Annotated in this window: 7 protein-coding genes and 1 riboswitch; of the genes, 5 read left to right on the forward strand and 2 right to left on the reverse strand. The window is 66.9% G+C overall.

Translation table 11 applies throughout. The features are described 5' to 3' along the window. Positions 1-9: 9 nt before the first annotated feature. Positions 10-390: a phage holin family protein gene (locus tag ACFQ7F_RS20970; RefSeq protein ID WP_383272488.1), complete on the reverse strand. Its 381-nt coding sequence runs from the start codon at positions 388-390 to the stop codon at positions 10-12. Positions 391-461: 71 nt separating this feature from the next. Between ACFQ7F_RS20970 and ACFQ7F_RS20975 the strand changes: the two genes are divergently transcribed. The 4 genes from ACFQ7F_RS20975 to ACFQ7F_RS20990 all read left to right on the forward strand — a co-directional run bounded on the left by ACFQ7F_RS20975 (position 462) and on the right by ACFQ7F_RS20990 (position 2,739). Next, positions 462-779 carry a cupin domain-containing protein gene (locus tag ACFQ7F_RS20975; protein ID WP_160506069.1) on the forward strand — a complete coding sequence of 106 codons (318 nt, stop codon included), beginning with the start codon at positions 462-464 and terminating at the stop codon, positions 777-779. Positions 780-962: 183 nt separating this feature from the next. Then, positions 963-1,184, forward strand: coding sequence for a DUF5326 family protein (locus tag ACFQ7F_RS20980; RefSeq protein ID WP_383272491.1), 222 nt, complete (start codon positions 963-965; stop codon positions 1,182-1,184). A 288-nt stretch (positions 1,185-1,472) separates the two neighbouring features. Beyond that, on the forward strand, positions 1,473-2,198 hold the full coding sequence (locus ACFQ7F_RS20985) for an IclR family transcriptional regulator (protein ID WP_383272505.1): 726 nt from the start codon (positions 1,473-1,475) through the stop codon (positions 2,196-2,198). A 103-nt stretch (positions 2,199-2,301) separates the two neighbouring features. Next, on the forward strand, positions 2,302-2,739 hold the full coding sequence (locus ACFQ7F_RS20990) for an SsgA family sporulation/cell division regulator (protein WP_383272493.1): 438 nt from the start codon (positions 2,302-2,304) through the stop codon (positions 2,737-2,739). A gap of 144 nt (positions 2,740-2,883) precedes the next feature. Here ACFQ7F_RS20990 and ACFQ7F_RS20995 read toward each other — a convergent pair whose 3' ends face one another. After that, on the reverse strand, positions 2,884-4,284 hold the full coding sequence (locus tag ACFQ7F_RS20995; RefSeq protein WP_383272495.1) for a YibE/F family protein: 1,401 nt from the start codon (positions 4,282-4,284) through the stop codon (positions 2,884-2,886). 71 nt (positions 4,285-4,355) lie between these two features. Next, positions 4,356-4,511: riboswitch (TPP riboswitch) on the forward strand. Here ACFQ7F_RS20995 and thiC point away from each other — a divergent pair. After that, positions 4,504-6,309, forward strand: coding sequence for a phosphomethylpyrimidine synthase ThiC (gene thiC / locus ACFQ7F_RS21000; protein WP_383272497.1), 1,806 nt, complete (start codon positions 4,504-4,506; stop codon positions 6,307-6,309). (Overlaps the previous riboswitch by 8 nt.) Positions 6,310-6,336: the final 27 nt, after the last annotated feature.

Genomic DNA, 6,336 nt, shown 5'->3' on the forward strand with positions numbered 1-6,336 from the left:
GGGGCGGTCTCAGTCCTTGTCGTCGGGCAGGACGACGTTCATCGCCCAGGACACGATCGAGATGATCAGGCCGCCCAGGACGGCGGTCCAGAAGCCGTCGACGTGGAAACTCACGTCGAACTTGTCTGCGAGCCACGAGGTGAGCAGCAGCATCAGGGCGTTGACCACGAGCGTGATCAGGCCGAGGGTCAGGATGAACAACGGGAAGGTGAGCACCTTCACGATCGGCTTGACCAGGAAGTTCACCAGGCCGAAGAGCAGGGCGACGACGATCAGCGTGATCGTCTTCTTGCCCGTGCTGTCGCCGGTCAGGGTGATCTTGTCGAGGAGCCACACGGCGACGGCCAGGGCCGCCGCGTTGGCGATCGTCTTGACTACGAAATTCTTCATGTGTCTGATCGTTGCAGACGGACGGCCAGAGCGGTCGGTTCGCTGGCTGGGGCAAGGGGCGTACGAGGACGATGAAGGCATTCCGGCTTGATGAACTGGAGACGGAGCGCGCCGCGAACGACGGTGCGTATCTGCAGTTTCTGCGCGAGCGGAACATGTCGGTCGGGCTGTACGCGCTCGATGCAGGGGAGTCCGATCCGCAGCAGCCACACCAGCAGGACGAGGTGTACATGATCGTCAGCGGCCGGGCATCGATCACGGTCGGAATGGAGACCACCCAAGTCGCGCGCGGCAGTGTGGTGTACGTGCCGGCCGGGGTCGCCCACAAGTTCCATCACATCAGCGAGGACCTGCGGGTGCTCGTCGTCTTCTCCCCGCCGGAAGGCTGATTCCCCCCTCTCCCCCGCCGCCGGAAGGCTGACTTCTCCGGGCTGCGACCTCGGGGTTCCCTAGGGGGAGGATCAGGGGAGGGCAAGGGATGCGAGGCCCCCGTTGGGCCCTCTGCCGCTCTAGCATCGAATGCAAGAAGCAGGACAGATGCAACAGGACAGACGCAAAGAGAGGCAAGGACGATGGCAGCGCAGGAGTTCTTCTCAGGATTGCCGTGGTGGGTGAAGTGGATCGCGGTGCCGGTCATCGCCCTGGTCGTGTTCGGCGGTTTGATAGCGAGCGTCGTGGGATTCGTGGTCGGCCTGTTGTTCAAGGCACTGATTTTCGTGGCCCTGGTGGGTGGACTCATCTACGTCGTACGGAAGTTCATATCCGGCTCGACCTCTTCGCGCAGCGATTGGTGACTTCTCGCAACAGTTCGCTCGGGTGGGGGAAGTTTCCTGGTGCGGCGCCTTAGGCCGGTGGCCAACGGTTAGAGTCCGAAAACCGACGCGGGGTGAGCCTCGCGCACGGGCGCACTGCGCTCCCTCCCGTGTATCCCCGGGCACGGGCGGAACCCCCAAGCGCTTCGGGAGTGAACCTTGGCCACGGTTGACGCCACACCCGCCGACATCTCGTCCAACGACCCTCCGTACGAGGCGTCGCCGACGGCCACGGCCTCAACTGCCACCGCGCCGACTCTCATTGGCTCGGTGCAGCGGGCGATGCGGTTGCTGGAAGCGGCCTCCGCGCATCAGGAGGGGGCGCCGGCCAAGCAGTTGGCCCGGGAGGCCGGGCTCGCGCTGCCCACGGCGTATCACCTGCTGCGCACCCTGACGCACGAGGGATATCTGTCCCGGGACAAGGGTGTGTTCGTGCTCGGCGAGGCGGCCGAGCGGCTGAGTGCGAGCGGGGCACAGCAGAATCGTCGCGGCATGATCGGTGAGGCCCTGGAGCACTGGCGCGACGCCATCGGCGTACCGGTGTATTTCGCCGTATACCGCGAGGGTGAGATCGAGGTCGTGGCCGTCGCGGACACGCCCGGGAATCCGGCCGTCGAGGAGTGGGCCGACTTCCGGGAGACGGGGCACGCCCATGCGATCGGGCAGTGTCTGCTCGCCCAACTCGACGAGGAGCAGCGGCAGGACCACATCTCCCGGTATCCGGTGCAGTCGATCACTCCGTACTCGGTCCGTGACGACCGGAGTCTCATGCGCCGCCTGGACGGAATGAGCCGGATGAAGCCCGTCATCGAGCGGCAGGAGTACGCGCTGGGAACGGTCTGCGCCGCGATTCCGATCACAGCGGGTAACACCGCTGCCACGATGGCGATTTCCGTTCCGGCCTATCAAGCGGACCGGCTGTTGCCTGCGGCTGAGCGGTTGCAGCACGAGATCGGAAGGCTCCTCGGGACACTTGCCTTCTCTATCAGCATCTGAAAACTCACTCCTTGTGATCTGATGTGTACGTTAAGCAAGATGCCATGAGTGTCAGGGAGTTGGTTCCTGGCCAGTCGAGCTTTAGCGACGGGGTAGGCGGGCGATGCGAGAGTCGGTCCAAGCAGAGGTCATGATGAGCTTCCTCGTTTCCGAGGAGTTGTCGTTTCGCATCCCGGTGGAGCTGCGTTACGAGACCGGCGATCCGTACGCCGTCCGGCTGACCTTCCACCTCCCCGGTGACGCCCCCGTGACCTGGGCCTTCGGGCGGGAGCTGCTCGTCGACGGGGTGGGTGAGGCGTGCGGCGAAGGTGATGTGCACATCGAGCCCACCGATTCCGAGCTGCTCGACGAGGTGCTCATCAGGCTTCAGGTCGGCGCGGACCAGGCGCTGTTCAGGGTGGGCATCCCGCCGCTGCTCGCCTTCCTGGACCGTACGGACAAGTTGGTGCCGCTGGGGCAGGAGCGGGCACTCGCCGACTTCGAGACACACCTGGACGAAGCGCTGGACCGGATCCTCGCCGAGGAGCAGAGCGCGGGTTGACCTCGCGAGCCGATGGACGAATCCGCACGGCACTTTGGTGCATTTCGTGGCATCGGCAGTGCAGTGCAGGCATCGGCTGCGCAGGGTAACGGCAACGCAGGGTAACGGCGGCTCAAGGAATCGGCGGCTCGAGGCGCCGGCGGTTCAGGCCTTGCGGCGTCGGCCCTTTCCGCCCCGGGTCTGCTTGGCGGCCGGGGTGGCACCGCTTCCCGGTCGGCCCGCGTTGTCGCCCGGGTGGGCCGCGCTCCCCGTCCGGTCCGCGGGGGTCGAACGGTCGGCCGAGACCACCAGGGCCGCGAGCGCGGTCGTCACCGGAACCGAGGCGACCAGGCCGATCGAGCCGACCAGGGTGCGCACGATCTCCTCGGCCACCAGTTCGCTGTTGGCCACCGTGCCCACGCTGCTCTGCGCGATCGAGAAGAGGAGCAGCAGGGGCAGCGCCGCGCCCGCGTAGGCCAGGACCAGGGTGTTGACGACCGAGGCGATGTGATCGCGGCCGATGCGGATCGCTGCGCCGTACAGGCCGCGCCAGCCCATCGTGGGGTTGGCCTGGTGCAGTTCCCAGACCGCGGACGTCTGCGTCACCGTCACGTCGTCGAGCACGCCGAGCGAGCCGATGATGACGCCGGCGAGCAGGAGACCGCTCATGTCGATGGACGGGTACAGGCCGTGGATCAGGCCCGTGTTGTCGTCCGTGTTGCCGGTCAGCGAGGCCCAGCCGATGAAGAGCGAGCCGAGGAGTCCGATGAGGAGCAGCGAGATCAGCGTGCCGAGGACCGCGACGGATGTTCGCGCCGTGAGGCCGTGGCACAGATAGAGCGCGATCAGCATGATGGCGCTGGCCCCGATCACCGCCACGACCAGCGGGTTCGAGCCCTGCAGGATCGCGGGCAGGATGAAGAACGTCAGGACCAGGAAGCTCAACGCCAGTGCGATGAGGGCCATGAGGCCGCGCAGCCGTCCCACCACGACGACGGCGAGCGCGAAGATCCCGGCGAGGAGCGCCATGGGGAACTTCCGGTTCACATCGGTGACCGAGTACTGCAGCGCCTCGGGGGCCGTGGGCTCATAGGCGACCACCACCTGCTGGTCCTGGCGCAACTGCCGCGGTGAGTCGGGCTGGACGATCTCGGTGAAGGTGCGGCCCTTGTCCTTGCCGCTGGTCACCTCGATCGTCGCCTTCTTGCAGACGCCCTTCGCGCGGGACTGCGCGGACTGCCCCTCGGCGGTGGAGGTGTCGCCGTTGGGCGGGGTCTGCGAGGCGTTCACGTCCTTGCAGGGGAGCTCCTGAAGCTTCGCCACCTCGCCCGACTGGGTCTGCCGGTCGAAGCCGACGCCGGTGCGCTCATGGGACGGCGCGCCGCCGGGCCAGAACACCGCGAGCCCCACGACGACCGCCGTGGCGAAAGGAATCAGCACGGCGGCGATGACCTTGCGCAGATGCTTGGAGACGGGCGCGGCCGGACCGTGGCTGTGGGAGTGGCCATGCGGGTCCGAAGGCACGTTCGGGACGGGCGGCTGGGACGGCGGCTGTGTGGTGGTCACTGCCCGATCATCGCAAGAACGGAGGGGGCCCTCTGTTCAGCGCGCCCGACAGGACGCTAGCGTGGAGCCACCTTTGCAATCGCGGGAGCTCGGAGCACCGGGCTGAGAGGGCGCTGACCTCCGTACGAAGCGGCACGAAAAGTGCACGAGCCGTACGGAATTCGCTGCGTCGACCGCCGAACCTGTTACCGGGTAATGCCGGCGTAGGGAGTAGGTCTCATGACCACATCGGACACACGCACGCCTGCCTCCAGCAGCGACGAGAACGACGAGAACACCGTCGCCACCGACACGGAGGCCGGGAAGTCCATCGGCTGGCACAAGGCGTATGTCGAGGGTTCACGCCCCGACCTGCGGGTGCCGGTCCGCCAGGTGCATCTCACCAACGGCAAGGCCGTGACCCTGTACGACACTTCGGGTCCTTACACCGACGAGTCCATCGACACCGACGTCCGCAGGGGTCTCGCGCCCATCCGCGAGAACTGGATCATCGCCCGCGGCGACACCGAGGAGTACACGGGCCGTCCGCCCCGCCCCGAGGACGACGGCATCAAGCACACCTCGCCGCGCGGCGGCCTGAAGAACCTCGACGCGGTCTTCCCCGGCCGCCCGCGCCAGCCTCGCCGGGGCCGCGAAGGACAGGCGGTGACGCAGCTCGCGTACGCCCGCCGTGGCGAGATCACGCCCGAGATGGAGTTCATCGGGATCCGCGAGAACCTCGACCCCGAGGTCGTGCGCGCGGAGGTCGCCGCGGGCCGCGCGGTCATCCCCGCCAACGTCAACCACCCGGAGATCGAGCCGATGATCATCGGCAAGAAGTTCCTGGTGAAGGTCAACGCCAACATCGGCAACTCCGCGGTCACCTCCTCCATCGAGGAGGAGGTGGACAAGATGACCTGGGCGACCAAGTGGGGCGCCGACACGGTCATGGACCTGTCCACCGGGCGCAACATCCACACCACCCGCGAGTGGGTCCTGCGCAACTCCCCCGTCCCCATCGGCACCGTGCCGCTCTACCAGGCCCTGGAGAAGGTCGACGGCCAGGCCGAGGCGCTGACCTGGGAGATCTACAAGGACACGGTCATCGAGCAGGCCGAACAGGGCGTGGACTACATGACGGTGCACGCGGGAGTGCGCCTTCCCTACGTCCCGCTGACGGCCAACCGCAAGACCGGCATCGTCTCGCGCGGCGGCTCGATCATGGCGGCCTGGTGTCTCGCGCACCACAAGGAGAGCTTCCTCTACGAGAACTTCGAGGAGCTCTGCGAGATCCTCGCGTCGTACGACGTGACGTACTCGCTCGGCGACGGGCTTCGCCCCGGTTCGATCGCGGACGCCAACGACGAGGCGCAGTTCGCCGAGTTGCGCACCCTCGGGGAACTCAACACGATCGCCAAGCGTCATAACGTACAGACCATGATCGAGGGCCCGGGCCACGTCCCGATGCACAAGATCAAGGAGAACATCGACCTTCAGCAGGAGATCTGCGAGGAGGCGCCGTTCTACACGCTCGGCCCGCTGACCACGGACATCGCGCCCGCGTACGACCACATCACGTCCGGCATCGGCGCTGCGATGATCGGCTGGTGGGGCACGGCGATGCTCTGCTACGTCACGCCCAAGGAGCACCTGGGCCTGCCCAACCGCGACGACGTGAAGACCGGCGTCATCACGTACAAGATCGCGGCCCACGCTGCGGACCTCGCCAAGGGGCATCCGGGCGCGCAGGACTGGGACGACGCCCTCTCGGACGCGCGCTTCGAGTTCCGTTGGGAGGACCAGTTCAACCTGGCCCTCGACCCGGTCACGGCACGGGAGTTCCACGACGAGACGCTGCCGGCGGAGCCCGCGAAGACGGCGCACTTCTGCTCGATGTGCGGGCCGAAGTTCTGCTCGATGAAGATCTCGCACGACATCCGGCGTGAGCACGGCGGCACGCGGGACGAGATCGAGGAGGGCATGGAGCAGAAGTCCAAGGAGTTCGCGGCAGCCGGAAACCGCGTGTATCTGCCGATCGCCGACTGAGCAGAGCCGCACGACGCGGCTTCGGGC

The organism is Streptomyces sp. NPDC056486 (assembly GCF_042795295.1).
GTDB lineage: Bacteria > Actinomycetota > Actinomycetes > Streptomycetales > Streptomycetaceae > Streptomyces.